General features: G+C 50.1%; 18 protein-coding genes. 5 read left to right on the forward strand and 13 right to left on the reverse strand.

Translation table 11 applies throughout. The features are described from left to right. Positions 1–46: 46 nt before the first annotated feature. Both EDM55_RS13680 and EDM55_RS13685 read right to left on the reverse strand, forming a co-directional pair. Entirely contained in the window at positions 47–1063 is a 1017-nt protein-coding gene (locus EDM55_RS13680; protein WP_092267571.1) for an ABC transporter substrate-binding protein, read from the reverse strand. A 246-nt stretch (positions 1064–1309) separates the two neighbouring features. Beyond that, positions 1310–2620 carry a hemolysin family protein gene (locus EDM55_RS13685; RefSeq protein WP_092267570.1) on the reverse strand — a complete coding sequence of 437 codons (1311 nt, stop codon included), beginning with the start codon at positions 2618–2620 and terminating at the stop codon, positions 1310–1312. Between the two features lie 149 nt (positions 2621–2769). Between EDM55_RS13685 and EDM55_RS13690 the strand changes: the two genes are divergently transcribed. Genes EDM55_RS13690 through EDM55_RS13700 form a run of 3 tightly spaced genes read left to right on the forward strand, consistent with a single transcriptional unit; the run spans position 2770 to position 6422 of the window. Continuing rightward, complete coding sequence (locus tag EDM55_RS13690; protein ID WP_170184458.1) at positions 2770–4449, forward strand: DNA repair helicase XPB; 1680 nt, start codon at positions 2770–2772, stop codon at positions 4447–4449. A 52-nt stretch (positions 4450–4501) separates the two neighbouring features. Next, positions 4502–5071, forward strand: coding sequence for an RNA polymerase sigma factor (locus EDM55_RS13695; RefSeq protein ID WP_055746429.1), 570 nt, complete (start codon positions 4502–4504; stop codon positions 5069–5071). Next, positions 5052–6422, forward strand: coding sequence for a hypothetical protein (locus EDM55_RS13700; protein WP_092267568.1), 1371 nt, complete (start codon positions 5052–5054; stop codon positions 6420–6422). Before EDM55_RS13695 ends, EDM55_RS13700 begins: the two co-directional genes overlap by 20 nt. Positions 6423–6474: 52 nt before the next feature. Here the strand turns inward: EDM55_RS13700 and EDM55_RS13705 are convergent, their stop codons facing one another. Together EDM55_RS13705 and EDM55_RS13710 are read right to left on the reverse strand one after the other, a co-directional pair. Then, positions 6475–6909, reverse strand: coding sequence for a VOC family protein (locus EDM55_RS13705; RefSeq protein ID WP_092267567.1), 435 nt, complete (start codon positions 6907–6909; stop codon positions 6475–6477). Between the two features lie 7 nt (positions 6910–6916). Then, positions 6917–7381, reverse strand: coding sequence for a pyridoxamine 5'-phosphate oxidase family protein (locus EDM55_RS13710; RefSeq protein ID WP_092267566.1), 465 nt, complete (start codon positions 7379–7381; stop codon positions 6917–6919). A 114-nt stretch (positions 7382–7495) separates the two neighbouring features. Between EDM55_RS13710 and EDM55_RS13715 the strand changes: the two genes are divergently transcribed. Beyond that, entirely contained in the window at positions 7496–8071 is a 576-nt protein-coding gene (locus EDM55_RS13715; RefSeq protein WP_092267565.1) for a CGNR zinc finger domain-containing protein, read from the forward strand. Positions 8072–8141: 70 nt separating this feature from the next. Here EDM55_RS13715 and EDM55_RS13720 read toward each other — a convergent pair whose 3' ends face one another. Next, positions 8142–9125: an ABC transporter permease gene (locus EDM55_RS13720; protein WP_170184460.1), complete on the reverse strand. Its 984-nt coding sequence runs from the start codon at positions 9123–9125 to the stop codon at positions 8142–8144. Continuing rightward, positions 9103–10062, reverse strand: a complete 960-nt coding sequence (locus EDM55_RS13725; protein ID WP_092267563.1) for an ABC transporter ATP-binding protein — start codon at positions 10060–10062, stop codon at positions 9103–9105. The genes EDM55_RS13720 and EDM55_RS13725 overlap by 23 nt, the downstream gene beginning before the upstream one ends. 130 nt (positions 10063–10192) lie before the next feature. On the opposite strand from EDM55_RS13725, the gene EDM55_RS13730 reads away from it, so the two are divergent. Beyond that, positions 10193–10978 (forward strand): GDSL-type esterase/lipase family protein, encoded by a 786-nt coding sequence (locus EDM55_RS13730; protein WP_092267562.1) that lies wholly within the window; start codon positions 10193–10195, stop codon positions 10976–10978. On the opposite strand, the gene EDM55_RS13735 is transcribed toward EDM55_RS13730, so the two are convergent. The 7 genes from EDM55_RS13735 to EDM55_RS30275 form a co-directional block, all read right to left on the reverse strand. Next, positions 10970–12205, reverse strand: coding sequence for an MDR family MFS transporter (locus EDM55_RS13735; protein ID WP_092267561.1), 1236 nt, complete (start codon positions 12203–12205; stop codon positions 10970–10972). The two genes, EDM55_RS13730 and EDM55_RS13735, sit on opposite strands and share 9 nt — an antisense overlap. Before the next feature lie 217 nt (positions 12206–12422). After that, positions 12423–13271 (reverse strand): YtnP family quorum-quenching lactonase, encoded by an 849-nt coding sequence (locus tag EDM55_RS13740; protein WP_092267560.1) that lies wholly within the window; start codon positions 13269–13271, stop codon positions 12423–12425. 88 nt (positions 13272–13359) lie between these two features. Beyond that, on the reverse strand, positions 13360–13656 hold the full coding sequence (locus EDM55_RS13745) for a hypothetical protein (RefSeq protein ID WP_092267559.1): 297 nt from the start codon (positions 13654–13656) through the stop codon (positions 13360–13362). A gap of 336 nt (positions 13657–13992) precedes the next feature. Continuing rightward, entirely contained in the window at positions 13993–14472 is a 480-nt protein-coding gene (locus EDM55_RS13755; protein WP_092267557.1) for a hypothetical protein, read from the reverse strand. A 74-nt stretch (positions 14473–14546) separates the two neighbouring features. Further along, positions 14547–14861 (reverse strand): hypothetical protein, encoded by a 315-nt coding sequence (locus tag EDM55_RS13760; protein ID WP_092267556.1) that lies wholly within the window; start codon positions 14859–14861, stop codon positions 14547–14549. A gap of 229 nt (positions 14862–15090) precedes the next feature. After that, positions 15091–16536 (reverse strand): LCP family protein, encoded by a 1446-nt coding sequence (locus tag EDM55_RS13765; RefSeq protein ID WP_092267555.1) that lies wholly within the window; start codon positions 16534–16536, stop codon positions 15091–15093. 355 nt (positions 16537–16891) lie between these two features. Next, on the reverse strand, positions 16892–17029 hold the full coding sequence (locus EDM55_RS30275) for a hypothetical protein (RefSeq protein ID WP_170184459.1): 138 nt from the start codon (positions 17027–17029) through the stop codon (positions 16892–16894). Positions 17030–17081 lie beyond the last annotated feature (52 nt).

Consider the following 17081-nt stretch of genomic DNA (forward strand, 5'->3'; position numbering starts at 1 on the left):
CCGACTTTATCGACAGCCTGAAGAGAGCATGAAGCTCTCTTTTTAATCACTTGATGATTTCTTTCGCCTGTTGTTTGAGCTCTTCAGAAACTGTGAGGCCAAACTTCTGGGCTGCTGTTTCATTGATGTACAGTTCGGCTTGTTTGGAAATTTCTACTGGCGTGTCTGCGACTGCTTGCCCTTTCAGAACTTTCGCAGCCATTTCCCCCGTTTGTTTCCCCATGCCGTAGTAATCGATTCCGTAAGTGGCAACTGCACCGCGCTTTACCGTGTCTGTGTCAGAGGCAAATACAGGAATCTTGCTTTGCTCTGCTGCACCCAGAACGGCTTCAAAAGAGGATACGACCGTGTTATCAATCGGAATAAACAAAGCGTCCGATTTTGCTGTCAATCCATTTGCAGCCAATTGCACTTCCGACAGCTGTGAAATACCAGCTTTGACGATTTCTACGCCTTCTTTGCTAGCTGCTGCTTCCAGATCCTTCACTTGTACCTCGGAGTTTACCTCCGAAGTCGTGTAGATCACACCAAGCTTTTTCAAGTTTGGCAGGAATTTTTTGATCAGCTGCAATTGTTGTTCCATGGATACTTTATCTGAGGTACCGGTCACATTAGCGTCTGGTTTTTCCAGACTGCTGACCAATTGTGCGGACAGCGGATCTGTCACGGCACTGAATACGACAGGCTTGTCAGTGATGGCTTTTGCTGCTGCTTGTGCGGACGGAGTAGCGATGGCTACCACCAGATCCTTCTGGTCACCCGCATATTTTTGTGCGATGGAAACGGTGTTGTTCATATCACCGTGAGCGTTTTGGTAGTCTACTTCCAGGTTCTTGCCTTCTTCATATCCAGAAGCTTTCAAACCATCCAAAATCCCTTGGTGAATGGCATCCAAAGCTGGATGCTCCACAAATTGCGTCAATCCCAATTTCACAGTTTGTGCTTGCTCACTTGGTTTTGCTGCATTTGCGCCTGTCTCCGTTTGTCCACCTGTTTGATTGCCGCATGCTGCCAAAGAAAACGCCAGCAACGCGGTCAGTCCCATACTGACTGCTCGTCTCATCTCTACTTCCTCCTCTAGGCTCTGCTACTTTCTGCTCATGACTATACTACTAGCCATCGAGCGAACTCTGAATCATTATACCATATCATACAAGGTTTCAAAGATTTTTTCATCAACATTTTCGATTCCTTTTCTTTGAAATGAATGCCGATTTTCCTGATGTTCTTAGTTGATTTTCGATTTATAACACTCGGCATATGTTCGCTAACTATATTTACAAACAAAGAAAAGCAGTGATGCCCCTTGTCAGGTCTCCACCACTGCTTCCTCAACAGGCAGCTTTTTCACAATCACGCGCGTAATCCGGTAATGATCCACTTCCCCGACGATGAACTGGTAGTTGCCTTGTCTCACCATGTCACCGACTCGCGGCGAATGATCGAACTGCATGTATATCCAGCCTGCGAGCGTATCCACTTCACTTGACTCCAGATCGATATCCAAATAATCGCTGACTTCCTCGAGCAGCATCCTGCCGTCGAGCGAGAGAATATTGTCCCGGCGCTCTACCTCTGGACGCTCATCATCGAATTCATCCTGGATGTCGCCGACGATTTCTTCCATAATATCTTCCAGCGTGACCAGTCCGGCCGTTCCCCCATACTCGTCGATGATAATCGCCATCTGACCGCGCTGCTTCTGCAGCATCGTCAACAGCCTGCTGATAGAGATCGTCTCGGGAACCGTCAGAACAGAGCGCATCAGCGACTCCAGATCCCGCTGCTCGCCTTCCAGAAGGCCCGTCAGCATGTCCTTGATGTGGAGACTGCCAACGACGTGATCCTTGTCCCCATCTACGACCGGATAGCGTGTATATCTTCCATTTTGTACGAGCCTGACGTTCTCCTCGAAGGGATCACGGATGTTCAATACAACCATGTCCGTCCGGGGAACCATGATTTCTCGTGCCATCGTCTCGGAGAAATCAAAAATGTTGTCCACCAGCATCATTTCCGTGTTATCGATCAGACCACTCTTATGACTTTCGTTAACGAGAATCCGGATCTCTTCTTCTGTATGCGCCTCCTGATGCGGCTCCATTGAAATATGAAATAAGGCGAGAAAGCGCGATGCCGACCAGTTGAGCAGATGAATGAAGGGATACATGATTTTGTGAAACCACATGATGGGCTTCGCTACCGCAAGCACGATCATTTCCGTCTTCTGGATCGCCATCGTCTTCGGTGCCAGCTCCCCCAGAACGATATGCAGAAAGGTAATCACGGAGAAAGCGATGATGATTGAAATGCTGCTGATCAGCGTCTCATTTAAACCAAAATAGCGAAAGACCGGGTACAGCAAGTGAGCTACAGCCGGCTCGCCCAGCCACCCGAGGCCGAGTGAGGCGAGCGTGATTCCAAGCTGGCACGCAGAGAGGTAGGCATCGAGATTGTGCAGGAGCTTCTCTACATCTGCGGCTTTGCTGTTACCTTCTGCCACTAATTGAGCTATACGGGATTCCCTCACCTTGACGACAGCAAACTCCGTCGCCACAAAGAATCCGTTGAGGAACACGAGGAGCACAACCATGACCAAATTGAACCAGGCCCCGACCATCCGTCCGACCCTCCTTCCCTTCCGTACGTGCTTTGGGATATTGTTTCCCACCGCCGGATAAATGTTACCTGTCTGTTTTTCTTTCTTTTCCCGATTGTGATACCATGGTTCTGTATGAATATATGTAGCTTGTAAATGAGGTGAGTCACTTGTCTTACCGTCCAGATTTGCCCATGATCGTGCAAAGTGACCGAACGATCCTGCTGGAAACCCAGCATCCGCTATTTACGGAAGCGAGACAAGCCATATCTGGATTTGCCGAGCTGATCAAAAGCCCTGAATACATGCATACGTACCGCATTACTCCCCTGTCGCTGTGGAATGCTGCAGCTGGCGGAATGACGCCTGAGCAGGTATCAGAGGCTCTGACCACGTATAGTAAATACGGGGTTCCTCCCACCATCGTCCGAGAGCTGGAAGAAACCATGAGCCGTTACGGTCGCATCCGTCTGGAAAAGTCTGGGGACGACATTCTTTTAATAAGTGACGATTCTCTCATTCTAACAGAGCTTACCAGCTATAAATCGGTAGCCCAGCTATTGGACGAATCCCGAGCTGACGAAGGATTTATTATCAAGCCATATGCCCGGGGACTGATCAAACAGGAGCTGATCCATCTGGGCTATCCCGTCCAGGATATTGCGGGCTATACTGCGGGGGAGAGCTGTCCTGTTAGCTGGCGAGAAATCACTGCTGCAGGAAGGCCATTTGCTCTGCGGCCTTATCAGGAGGAGGCTGTTCGCGCCTTTCACTCCGGAGGTGCTGCTACCGGTGGCAGTGGAGTCTTGGTCCTCCCCTGTGGGGCAGGGAAAACCGTGATTGGACTTGGAGCCATTTGCCAGCTGCAGACGGCCACGCTGATCGTAACAACCAATACGACCTCCGTACGCCAATGGATCTCTGAGCTCCTCGACAAAACGGGATTGGATCCCTCGCTCGTCGGTGAATATACAGGAGATCGCAAGGAAGTGAAGCCCATTACCGTGGCCACTTACCAAATATTGACCTTTCGCCCCAGTGCTGAAGATGAATTTCCTCACATGAAACTCTTTTCAGAGCGCGATTGGGGGCTTATTATTTACGATGAGGTTCATTTGCTGCCAGCGCCTGTTTTTCGGGTAACATCCGGTATCCAGGCCACGCGCAGACTGGGTTTGACGGCGACTCTCGTTCGGGAGGATGGACGGGAGGAAGACGTTTTTACCTTGATCGGCCCCAAAAAATACGAGGTGCCTTGGAAAATCATGGAGGAACAAGGATGGATTGCCGAAGCTCTCTGCCGGGAAATTCGTCTACCGTTTGAGCCAAAATGGCGAGAAGCTTACGCGCGTGCCTCCACTCGGCAAAAGTTTCGCATCGCTGCAGAGAATCCAAGGAAGCTGGAGGTCGTTCGCTACTTGCTGGACCAGCATTCCCACGATCAGGTGCTGATCATCGGGCAATACGTCGATCAGCTTGACCAAATGGCGGCTGCTTTGGGGCTGCCCCTCATTACCGGAAAAGTGCCTGAAAGTGAACGTGAGCTTTTGTACCAGCAATTCAAAAAAGGGGAAATCAAGCGCCTCATCGTTTCCAAGGTCGCAAACTTCGCCGTGGATCTGCCGGACGCGAACGTCGCGATCCAGATCTCCGGAACTTTCGGATCCAGGCAGGAAGAAGCACAGCGGCTCGGGCGTATCCTACGTCCCAAACCAGATGATAACAAGGCGCATTTTTATACACTCGTGACACGAGACACGCGGGAGCAGGAATTTTCACTCCATCGTCAGCTTTTTCTCGTGGAACAAGGCTATCCGTACGATATTATAGAAATGGAAACGCTGGTCTGAAACGTTTTAAAAATACCAGCGTCTCATAGAGGGAAGGGAGGCCGGAGATTCAATGCAATCCGACGCCGAAATCATTCAGCGGATTCTTCAGGGCGACATCGAAGGGTATCGCGACCTCATCCAACGATACCAGCATATGATCTACGTTTTTATTTACAAGATGGTAAACAATCGCTCCGATGCGGAGGATCTCACACAGGAAGTTTTTGTCAAAGCGTATGAAAAGCTGTCTACCTTCCGGGGAGACAGTCAATTTTCTTCCTGGCTGCACACACTGGCCCGCAACAAGAGCATCGACTTCCTGCGCCGTCGGAAGTTCCATGACTCAGATGAGCAGCTGGCCTATGTACCAGCCAACACGCGAGATGAGTCTCCTCAGGAATCGCTTATGAATAAGGAGCAGCGTCGCGAAATCGAAGAAGCATTCGCTTTGCTATCGGACACCTATCGAGAAGTAATCGTGCTTCGTTGCACGCATGAATATCCTTTCGAAAAAATCGCTTCGCTCCTCGGCATTGCCGAGTCGACCGCCCGAGTCCGATACCTGCGCGCTCGCCAGGAACTCGCAAAATTGTTAACCCGCAAGGAAGGGGGGCTCGTACATGAACTGCCAGGCATTTAGAAAAGCATGGTTGGAAGAAGACACGGACAGCGATGTGATCTCACATATTGAAACCTGTGATGATTGCATGGCGTGGATCGAAAAACTATTGGATACAGACGAGGAGGTGCAGTTCTTGAAGGAGGTTCCTTTACCATCGGTGAACCTGGAAGAGAGAATTATGCAGGCCATCTACCAGGACGCCGGTCAAGGTACGCCCCCTCATGCCGCAACTGAATCGCTACAAGCACCCATTCCGATCACAAGCAAGCGTCGGACCAAAGGCTTCCCTTCACTCGCCTGGGTCAGTGCCGCAGCTGTCTTGCTGATCGTTGGTATAGCAGGCTACCAACAGCTCCAATCCAGTAATCAGGAAATGGCAGCTTCCATGCCGCAGAGTAGTGCCGCTGGAACAGCCAACACAGAGATTGCCATCAACAGTCAGACAAATCTAGCTCCAGCCGCAGCGGATGCACAACAGCCCGCTACGGCAAAGATGGCAGTGAACTCGGAAGTTGCGAAAGAACAGCCTCCTGCTGCCGCTACCCCAGCTTCAGACGTTGTACAGCCAAAGGCGGCAGATGCGCCTCTAGCAGCTGGAAAACAATCCGTCGCGATGGTGGCTCCGCAGGCGAAGACGGCAGCACCCGAGTCCAGATCCAAAACCCCGGATTCGCAGCCTCTAGCCCGTAACGCTGCAGTGGGAAAAACAGCTGCGAAAGCACCTGCCAATAATGAAACAGTCGCATTAGCTGACAATGCAGCCAAGGAGAACAACGCCCCAGTCGCAAAACAGGAGGCAGCTGCACTAGCGGATTCAAATCAAACGTTTAGTACCATCACTGCTTTGGATAACACGGAAGCAGATCAAGCGGAGTCTGCCAAAGCGCTAGTCGGGCCGCCCGCACCCGCTGTGCAAAAAGCCGCTATTACACTCTCTACCTTTTCAGACCTAGAGACGGCTGTACAAGCATCTGATTTGCCTGTACCTGTCCTTGCATCGGCGAGCGGCTTTGCGGTCAACGACGTGTCGGTCCAATACGAATCGGAGACCAGCCAAAAAGTAACGCGGCTTACGGCCGATTACAAGCGCAACAACAGCTGGATCAAAATCGATGTCGTCCGGAATACACACGGAAAACGCAGTCTCTCCATCCCTGGAACCTTTTCCGCTACGCAGTTGTTTACGGTAGGTGGCGAGCAGGCGATCGGCGTCTCGTTTGATCAGCAGGGCACGAAGGCTGCAGCTGTACAGCATGCCGTTCACTTTAATGCACAAGCAGACAATCAATCCTTGTACGTCGTGATTTCTGCCAATGGCGTGAGCCTGAATGAGCTGATCGAAACCACGAAAGAATTGACCTGGGAATAGCAGAAAGGACGCGTGAGCTTTTGCAGCTCGCGTGTCCTTTTTTCTTTCCCCATTACTCTATTGCGCCGCAGCCGCCGATGATGGGGATTTCCTTTTTCATGTCTCGCTGGGGTGTCGTCAGCTCAATGCGGATCCCACTGGGGTCATAGCAGAACAACGCAATCGTTCCTCCCTCCTGCCCCTTTACCCCAATCCCTCCAAACTGAAGGCGAATCCCCCTCTCTTTCATCCGTTCCTCGAGCTGTCGCAACACGGCAACGGATTCAACGGATAGGGCGAGATGATGGAGTCCTGCTACATTCACCGATGCTTCTTGTTCAGCTGTCTGCCAGAGCGTAATCATCGTTCCTTGATCTGTCACATAGGCGTGATGTCCTTCTGCATATTCCACTGTTTCAAATTCCAGTATATCTGTGAAGAATGCCTTGCTAGCCTCCAAATCCGTAACACTCAATCCTACATGGTTGACCCCTTTTGTCAAAGCCATTGTCCCTTCACTCTCCTTTTGATAGACTGACTAATTTCGGAATGCGTGCTGAGCAGTTTCGATACACTTGCTCGACAGTTACTTTCACCACCTGAATGCTGCCCACAAACCAGCGCCGCAGCTCTTCATTATCGAGCACCTCCGCTTTTCCGTTGATCCGCAGACGCTGCTGATGGGAAAAATCAATAAACAACATGCCGATATTCGGGTTTTCCACGATGTTGCCCAAGCTTTGAAAAGCCCCATTGCCTGGGTAATCCGGGAAGATAAGCGTCTCGTCATCCAGCACTTTTACAGAAGGAGAGCCTCCCCGGAAGCTGCAATCGCAGTTTCCATCGCGATCTGCTGTGGCAATGAAAAAGAACTCCATCGCTTCCACGTAGCTACTCAGCAAAGGTGTCAATTTTTGTCCCACACGTATGCCATTTGTTTGAAATTTGTCCCGCAGCATTTGTTCACCAGCTGTCCCCATCTCACTCACCTCTTATAACCTTTAATATTTAGTTTTAATGGTTACAGAATACACGATCTACCAAACCTTGTAAATGTATTTTTAACGGTTATAATAATAGAGAGGTGAGCCCCTATGGAAACGACACGCTTTACGTTAGGCGGAGCTGTCTGGATCAATCTCGTCAACACGATCAACAAGCGACAGATCGATGTCTTGGATGACCCAGAACGGCTTATGGCATGGCTTATGGCAAATGAGCTGCTTCGGGAGAGTGACCAAAAAGAACTCGAAAACAAAGAAACCTTACGTCAGATTACGGACGTCCTTCATTCTTTACGCAATATTTGCTTCGCTGTTCTTGAGGATTTCCAGCAGGCGGGACTTTCCCAATCGAGCGTACAGCAGCTGAGAAGCTTGACTGATCCACTAAAGGTAAAGCTTACTTTGCACACATCCGAGGGTCGTCTAGAGCTAGTCAACGAGGGCCTGCATACGGATGATCACATTACCTACCAAGTCCTCGCCTCTATCATTCACTCGCTGCAGACTGTATCTAGAGATCGCATACGCGCCTGCGAGCATGAGGACTGCATTTTGCACTTTATCGATACCTCCAAATCAGGAAAACGGCGCTGGTGCAGCATGGAAACGTGTGGGAACCGGCACAAGGCAGCTGAGTTTTATGCGAGGAAAAAGCAGAAGGAGTAAAGAGCATAGACAAAAACCCCGTTCTTGCCTGATGAGTAAGCAAGAACGGGGTTCCTTTGTTTCCCTGTCGCTATGAGGTGACATCTCTTCTAATAAACACCGTATAGGCCACGATCAAAGCTGCGATCGCCCAAACCGTTAGCACTGTAAGCGAAAACGGCAGGGTCATCCCTTTGATCGGCGGCAGAGTGCCATTCAAATAATCGGTTAGCTGCAGATTCACGACAAACAGGTACTTGGAGGACTCCCAGGACGAGGCCATCTGCGTCAAAATCGTCCCGCTGATCAAGGCCGCCATCATGATCCCCATACCGGCTGCTGCACTTCGCACCAACACGGAGACCATAAATGTCACCGTACCGACGACCACGCAGACAAACCAGCCTAGTCCATACTGCAGGAGCAAAAATTGCCACTGCGGAATCATAAATGCACCTGCTGTTTCCAGCTCGCCCCCCGTCACCTCAAACCCGGTTAGGATAGGAAGCGTCCAACCCGAGTACCCAAAGACGACTCCGGACATCAGGTACGCCAGAATTAACGTCATCAGCACCGTAAGTGACGTAAACAGCAAGAGAGTAAGATACTTGCTCGTCAGCACCTTCCACCTTCGGACCGGTCGTGTCAGCAGCAGCTTGATCGTCCCTTCGCTAAACTCTGCGGATACCAAATCCACCGCCAGGACGACGATGATCATCGGCAAAAACATCGAGACCGCCTGATCCATAAAGCCGCGGGCAAAGGTAGGTCCTCCCGGTGCCATGGGGTTGATGTCGTGATCCAGATAGTACTGCTGCTGCTGAATCCTGACCTTGATAAAATCTCTCCACTCATCAGGCAATCGGCTAGATGCCAGCCTGTTTTGCATGTCAACGATCTGCTGAGTCAAGAGTGGCCGCCAATCTGATGTTCCCATCCGCTCCTGGGCGGTCACGACGGAACGATACTGCGCGTATGTAAAAATCGGAATGAGAATCGCCAGAATCAGGACGACGACGAGAAAGCGGCGCCTGCGCAGCAATTTTACCGTTTCATTTTGAACCAATCCCAGCATGCTCTGTCCCACGATTGCCACCTCCCTGCGTCAAGGTCAGGAACAGATCTTCCAGCGTCACCGTTTTCGTCGCGATTCCGAGTACAGGAATCCCCTCCCGCACCAGCGTCTGATTGACGTCACTGACGCGCTCCACATCCATTCGGCACTTCAGGCGTCCATCTCCCACTTCCCACACTTCGGTTACAGCGGGATGACCCTTCAGCACTTCCCTTGCTTTTGGCACTGACGCTTCCTGCACAGTCCAATCCACCTGGTCTGCGAACTGCTCCATCAGCTCTTTCACCAACCCGACGGAGATGACCTTCCCCTTGCTGATAATCGCGACACGGTCGCACATCATTTCGATCTCGCTCAGCAGATGGCTGGATATGAACACGGCCAGACCTTCCTCTTCCGCCAGCTTCCGAATGAATTGACGCATCTCTCGAATCCCTGCCGGATCCAGCCCGTTTGTCGGCTCATCCAGGATCAGTATTTTGGGGCGGTGCAGCATCGCTTGGGCGATTCCTAACCGCTGCCGCATGCCGAGAGAATAGGTCTTTACTTTATCGTCAATCGCCCTCTCGAGATCAACAAAGCGGACAATCTCGTCGATCCGCTCAAGCGTTATGCCTCCGCTCATCCGGGCAAACTGCTCCAGATTTTCTCTGCCTGTCATGAACTTGTACAGCTCCGGGTTCTCCACAATGCAGCCTACCTGGGAGATCGCTTGCGGGAACTGGTCCTGTAGGGAAATGCCTCCGATGTGGATCTCCCCACCATCAGCGGCAGCCAGCCCTACAAGCATGCGGATGGTCGTCGTTTTCCCTGCACCGTTTGGCCCGAGAAACCCAAACACTTCTCCAGCGAAGACATCGAAAGTAATATTGTGAATGATCGGTTTGCCCCCGATCTTTTTATGCAATCCTTTTACAGAAAGTACCGTTTCGGTCAATGTGCGCCCTCCTGTTCTGTTGCCGCCCCATCGCCTGTTGGAAGCGATCTGTTTATGGTACACTGTCAAGAGATGTCCATCCACATTATACCACGTTCTTCCACCCAACATCGAATAGGAGGGGTATCCGATGCGTACATCTGGACAACTGCTCTGGCGTACAACTGGACTCTTGTCTTTTCTATCCTTCTTACTGTTTGCAACCGGCTTTGTGCTCGCCATGAACCCGCAGCAGATCGCTCCGGCAAAAACTTCAACACCCTCACCTGCTGAGCAAACAGCTCCTCTCCCTGCGCAAGGAGTCCAAAAGGTAGTCGCATTAGGTGACTCACTCACGCGCGGAGCAGGGGACGCGAATGGCCAAGGCTACGCGGGTCTCGTTCGTCAGGCATTGGAAAAAAAACTGGGCAAGCCGATTACATTTTCCAACCTGGCAATTAACGGTCAGGAATCCACGGACTTGGTCAAGCAAATGTCCCAATCTCAAGTAAAGACCTTGCTGTCCGAAGCGGATCTCGTCTTGTTTACCATCGGTGGCAATGACATGTTTCGCCAGACGGGTGGCCTCTATACTATCGACAAAGAAAAATTGGCCGCAGCTACAAAAGAGCTGACAGCCAATTACGAAGAGATTATCCGACAAATTCGCGCTGTAAACAAGCAGGCGACGATCGTCTACACCACCTTGTACAACCCGTTTGGGGACACCGAAGCTTCTGTCGACACGATTCAGCCGGTACTGGATTGGAACTATACCGCTTCCGAAATCGCGTCCAAGTACCCGCACGTCATCGTTGTCCCCACCTATGATTTGTTTGTGAACAAGGAACAATCGTATCTGTACACGGACCATTTCCACCCGAATACCGCAGGCTACCAGCGCATTGCAGAACGGGTCATTCAAGCTTTAGAGTGATTCCGTACGTGCGTAGTTGATCGAGTGCCCTTTGCTCACGAGATAGGCTCGCTGCCCAGCCCATTGGAAGGCGTTGCTGATCATCGAGAACGCGGCAACGACGAGGAACAATGTCGTCCCACCGTAGGATGCGAGCAAGATGCCGCCCAGCCATGGACCGATGAATTGGCCCACGTTGCTGAAGCTTTTTGCCCCATAGTAGCTCCCTCGCATGCCTTCTGGCGCCATTCGGTCAATGAGCACATCTCCTGAGGTAAAGGTGAGAATTTCTCCAAAGGTGAAGAAGACCATGGCGATGATAAAAATCAGCCACGAATTGGCAAAGGCATAGCCGATATCCCCGATGGCATACATGACGTTCCCCACGAAAATCGCCGTGAGGGGCGTCTTTTTTTCTGCCCAGCTCGTCAGCGGCAGCTGCATGATTACGACGACAATGGCGTTGATACTCATGAGTACCGCGAACAGCTCGGTACCGTTTGCCACCGTCATCTCGGCAAATTTCGCCAGCGTCGAAGACATCTGTGAGTAACCGATAGCTCCCAGCATTCCGGCAATCATGTAAAAGCGAAATGCCTTGTCTTGAACGACTACGCTGAACGCACGCCTAAACGTGACAGCCTCTTTCTTTTGCCCTTCAATCTTCTTGATGCCAAACTTGTTCAGCAATCCCTGCAAGCTGATCACATAGATCAAGTAAATGATAGCCGTAACCATGAAAGGCAGTGCAACGGAGGTCTTCGCAAGTACGGCGCCTGCAATCGGCCCAACAGCAACGCCCACATTGATCGCCGTATAACGCAGGCTGAACACCCGAAACCGTTTCTCCGGAGCTGTTACGTCTGCCATCAACGCTTGCGAAACCGGCTCGTAGAACGATCGACAGAGTCCACCTGCCATGTTGAGCACAAGCAGGACCATCGGATTTTTACTAATGGCGAATCCTACAAAGACGAGCGTCCAGACGTACAGCGCCCCCAGCATGACTCGCCTGCGCCCGATCCGATCGGATAATGTGCCTGCAATAAACCCACCCAGCGTCCCGGCGAGTGGCCCTGCTCCAATCGTCAAACCAATCGTCGCCAGATCCATATCTGTATTGTTGGACAGGTACAAAAACAAGAAAGGCATACTCATGGAGCTAGCCGCCCGAACGAATACCGTTCCGACCACTAGTGACCATACAATCGGATGAAACTCCTTTAACAATGATGACACTCTACCCATGCTTCTCTCTCCTCGGCAACTGTTCTGTTCGCATCGTCTGCCAGAACAGACGCTTCACAATGTACTCATTGTAGAGAGGAAGCACGTGTTCGTCAATGAGCATTCAAAATTTTTGGATTATGAAAAATTTCTATTACCTTTCAACGATTTCCGATACCGTTGTTTGGGAAAAGAAAAAACCGAGGCAAGCTCTGCAATGAGCGTCCCCGGCACCTCCTTATTGCTCTACACCAACGTGATCGATGATTTCTCCACTCTCATTCCATTTTACAACACGGTAGATCGCATCATGGTAAAACGTAAACCAGGCACCTTGCGCAATCCCTTCCTTGATCCATTTTTCTTTGGCGAAAATGGAATTCATCGGGTAGTCGTCATACGCCATGACCCACAGGGGATTGTTGTGTGCGTGAGAAGGCATGATATCTGCGAGATGCAAAGCCAGCTTCCCTTCGCTCTCCAGCCTCACAATGGCATGGCCCTGGCTGTGACCACCCGTATGATGAAGAGATATGCCTGGCAGCAGCTCCAGCACGTCCTGGTACGTCTTCACCTGCTGCTCGATCGGACGCCAATTGTCTTCCCAATATGTATTGCGCGAGCGGATGTTTGGCTCTCTCATTTCCGCCCATTCCAGCTCTTGAACGTAAATCACTGCGTTGGGAAACGTCGAAACAAGCTGACCATCCTGCAGGGACACCAGTCCGTTACAGTGATCGTAGTGCATATGTGTCATGATGATGATCTCGATATCCGCAGGAGTCAGACCTTTTGCAGCAAGGGACTCTAGGATCTGGGACTCCTCCACCAACCCGTAGTTTCTCTTCTGCTTGTCCGTCAAACGACCATTCCCCATCCCGGCTTCGATGAGTATATGCTTTCCATGTGCTGAAAGCAGAATTGGGTCCGCACGCAGCGGAATCTGATTGAGCTCATTGACCGGGTATCTTTTGCTCCACAACGGTTTCGGAACAACCCCGAACATGGCCCCACCATCCAATTGCGTAAGTCCACCCTTTAACCAGGTCAGCTCGAAAGCGCCCAGCTTCCATTCATTCAACTTCATACCCTTTCCTCCTTTTGCTCTCACTGTCTACGTCCAGCTTGCGGGATCGTGAATAAAAGGACAAAAAAAGCACTCCGCCACGAGTGCTTCACTGCTTTTCTGCAACACTTACGATTCGGGTCGCCGGTGCGATTTCCAACATGATCTCACTCGAGACCGCTTGCACTGTCACATCGGAATCAGAGCGTCTATGATGGAGAACGAGTTGTGCGACTTTTTCGTTCTCCCTATATACACTTATCAATGTTTGCAGCGGGTTAGCACTTCCACCCGCGATCACTTTAAAACCCGGGGCAACGGTAAACGTCCATCCCTCCACCTCTATCAACGGTGCAAGTGAGTATAAAAAGTGACGCTTCCCCAACAGTATGCCATTATGATTCATCAAGGCGAGTGCCCCCAATCAAATGAATTTGAACAGTATGTTATTATATTGCAAGAATTCAAATACGATGAAAAGTCTTTCGACAAAAGTTCTTATAAGGTGACATCTCTCTTTATGATACACCAAGCTATTTATTTTCGGAATATAAAATCTCTTCTGAGCAAAATTCAGAATGGGAGCTTCCGCCTCCTGCCTATTACAGAGTGAATATTCATTCATATCCATGTCCTCTGTAGATTCTCCTTCGCCCTCCAAAAATCCTGCCCCGTTTTGTATGAACTTGGTGGGGAGAGGAAAACCGCTTTGTTCGATCCTGCGTCCTCCTCTCTACTCCAATCAGCTCAATCGTACCAGCTTTCCGAGATCACTGGAAAATTGCTTTAGGACTCGGGCAAATTGACTTGCTTCTTCTTCTGTTTTTGGACTGTCCAGGATAAAGTGATAATCGAGGATGTAAGCTGTCTGTACAGATTGCCCTGGCTCCAGATAGCGCTTCTTTTCCGTGAGCGAGATTTTCGGGATGAGGGCTCTCGCTTGCTCCCACATCACGCAGGTTCCCTCAGCGGTCCTCTCTCCCGTAAATTCCACCTCTACCTCCACTTCACAGCTTTCCGCTTCCTCCAGCTCAAAGAGATGAATCGTGGCCAATGGCTTGCCAGATTGCTCCTCTGACTGCTCCTCTTCTGCAAAAGTCAGTATGACTTCCCTTATTTCTTGCTCCTCCATTAACGATTGGTCCGATCGCAGAAGGACATCGACAATCGTACCGTGCGTAGCCAGATGCTCATTTAATTGTTCTACCAGGAATTGCAGCACGTCATTTGCTCCTCTCCAACCATCACTGCTCTTTCAGCAGTATACCATGAGCAAATTGCAAACGAAAAACCCCTTCACGAGGAAGGGGTCGGTGAGTTGTTCATATTTTTTTGGTTCATAAATTCAGATAGCCACGCCCGTCGAACTTCTTTGTTTGGGCAGTACCCTAAAATGTAACTTTCTCCGCGCATATATTTTTCCTTGATCCACTCCTTATGCTTGCGGAAAAAGGCATGTTGGAAATCAATCGGCATCTGCTGATATTCTTCCAAGGCTGAGGGGTTCTGGAGGAAAAAATCTTCATCATACACTAATTCTTCATTTTGTTGGCGGCTGATCAGGTACACAAAAGCAATCACCAGAAACAGATTCACCAAGAAAATCGTCATCCAAATCCCTCCAGTCAAAATGCAATAATTATCTGATTAATCTGTCTTATCAGCATATTATTATTGTACCATGTATTTGGTGTTTTCTAAACCTTTCCTTTGAATATTTTATTAAAAAAGTTATTCGAAAATGTACTCTCCAGGCATGTATCAAAAAATTATATACAAAAACACCCGCTCATGGCCTGCGAGCGGGTGTCTGTATCATTGGTGCTGCCAAATTTTATCACTAGGAGTTGCTTTTGGGACTCGTCGAACCTGGAGTAGAGCTGGCATCCTGTGTCGAAGGAGGGACGATATCCGGCGGAGGTGCTGTTCCCGCCTCAGGTGTTGTCGTAACCGTTCCATTTTGTGTCGGAGGCGTTTGCGTCGTTTGCCCCTGTTGTTGTTCCGGGCTTACCACATCCGGCGGAGGAGTCGCTTCGCCTTCTGCTACCACATCGGCTGGCGCTTCCGGCGTATCCGGTTCCTCTTTGACCTCTTCGACAGGAGGTTTTTCTTTTGGCGCAGAGGAAGCCGCAGATTGTGTCGTTTTCTTCTTCACTGGCTTGGTGTTGCTGCTAGAAGCTGCCACTGCTGATTCATTCGACCCAAGCACAGGTGAATTGTTCAACTGAGCAACCACGTTGCCCGATATCCCCATCTCTGACTGCAGGGACTCACGAATGACTTCCAGTTTGTCTTTCTCCAGGAAGGTGTACCCGCCTTGCCAATAAGCTCCGTTGTCCAAGGCATTGACCATGGAAGCACTGAAGCCTTTGAAGTCAAAAGCCAAGCCTTTGATTTGATCTTTGGAAAGATCCGTATGTATGTTCTTCGCACCTACATCCATGATGTTGAAGATTTTTGTCAAACCTTCCAGAGAAGCCGCTTTATCCACGACAGCCTTGATCACTTCTTGTTGACGGCGATTGCGGTCAAAATCGCTGGAGTAATACTTGGTTCCCCGGTTGTCATGGCGGTGGCGCACGTACCCCAGAGCTTGTTCGCCATTTAAGGTTTGCAGGCCCTCATTCAGATTAATGTGCGTGTCGTCTGTCGGATCGTCATAAACCAGCTTGCGATCTACATTCACTTCTACTCCGCCGAGTTCATCAATCACTGCCTTGAAGCCATCAAAATCAATGGCAACGTAATGCTCAATGGGAATCCCCAAAATTTCATTCATCGTCTTCTTGGTAAGCGAAATGCCGTCTTCAGTTGGCGTCTGATTGTTGCGCTCTGCCTGGCGACGCTCAGCTTCCCCGTTTGCGTATACAGAATTGATTTTGTGGTAGTCGCGGTAGCCTGGGATCTTGACCCGTGTATCCCGAGGAATGGAAACCATCGTCACTTTTTTGGTAGATGGATTGGCTACTGCCACAATCATCACGTCCGTGTTCATCGAGCCTGTCTCCGGACGGCTGTCCGAACCGAGAATGATGAAGGACATAGGCTTGTCATTGTGATACTCAGGATCGATATTTTGCGATACGTTTGAAGTGAAATTATCCTTTGGCTGCGTCACTGTATCCAGAGTGTCATTAATTTTCCAATAAATCGCACCGGCTGCCCCGCCAACCAAGAGCAATGCGATAAAGCTACAAAGCACAACTAATCTGCGAAGTTTGCGACTGCGTCCCGGTTGCTTCTTTCGGGGAGCGGAGGCGCGTTGTCTTGTTACCTTTTCAGGCATATGTATCAGTCTCCTTGTTCGCGCACGCTTTTTGATCGTATAGAATGCATAAGCATGTCCACCTATACATTCAGGAGCGAATAACAAAGCTTATGCAGGGCATCGCTTTCGTAACATTCCCGCGAATGTCGCGGTCGCTCCTCCTATAGATAGCCTTTTTCAAAAAAGGAAAAGAGAGGCACGATTGTGAACAGTGCCAACAGACAGGATGCACTAATTTTTTCTTCAGATGGCAATCATCTGATTCCGATATTGTAACATACCATTGTCTGCATTTGTAGAAAAATGTTCCCTGCACGTGAAAAACCCCCATCTTTTTGTCGATGGAGGTTTCTTGATTTTCCCGTTGTTTTACCTATTGTAAACCGCGTGGGGCTTGGCTGAAGCCTTGCACAGGTCCTTTTGAGCGCTTGTTTGTCGAGCGATGAGAGTCTCCTCCCTGACGTACATGACTTTCCTGTTTCCCATTGACATCATTCGATTTCTTTTCCACGGGTACACTCCTCCTTGTTGTGAAGCTACCCGGTAGTTTGCTCAAGATCCGT

The organism is Brevibacillus centrosporus (assembly GCF_003710815.1).
GTDB lineage: Bacteria > Bacillota > Bacilli > Brevibacillales > Brevibacillaceae > Brevibacillus > Brevibacillus centrosporus.